Origin of the sequence: Gluconobacter sp. P1D12_c (genome assembly GCF_018812105.1) — a bacterium.
Taxonomy (GTDB): Bacteria; Pseudomonadota; Alphaproteobacteria; order Acetobacterales; family Acetobacteraceae; genus Gluconobacter; species Gluconobacter oxydans_A.
Genome location: NZ_JACSIQ010000315.1, coordinates 1 through 509 on the forward strand (window position 1 = coordinate 1; position 509 = coordinate 509).

Annotated in this window: 1 protein-coding gene; it reads left to right on the forward strand. The window is 56.4% G+C overall.

Features of this window, described 5'->3' with window-relative positions; all coding sequences use genetic code 11:
• The coding region (locus tag KP705_RS16945; protein ID WP_215765110.1) for a transposase at window positions 1–378 on the forward strand (378 nt) is incomplete at its 5' end.
• Between the last annotated feature and the right edge of the window lie 131 nt (window positions 379–509).

The window sequence follows — 509 nt, forward strand, 5'->3', positions numbered from 1 at the left end:
GATGCCGCCGCCAGTGATGGCGCGCGATTGAGAGAGGGGCTTCTGGATAAAGCCAATACCGCCTCAAGCGTCTGGGCCGATACCGCGTATCGCTCGAAAGCCAACGAAGACTTCATGGAAAAGCAGGGCTTTGTCTCAAAGGTCCACAGGAAAAAGCCGCATCTCAAGCCCATGCCCCGCCACATCCAGCGGTCCAACGCAGGGAAATCGGTGATCCGGTCGCGTGTCGAGCATGTCTTTGCCGATCAGAAATCGCAGACGGGTCTGTTCGTCCGAACCGTGGGTATCACCCGGGCCACCATGAGGATCGGCCTGGCCAATATTGTCTACAACATGCGCCGCTTTCTCTTCCTCGCAAGGTTGAACGCGAGCGCGTAGTCATCCAGGGGGGCAGTCCCCGATCTGCTCAAAACGCAGAGCGAAAGCGACCCAAGGAACCGTCAATCAAATCGCCAAAAGCTTGAAATCACGAACCAAGCACATCAATCAAGGGTTCTTCGATCCCTCTA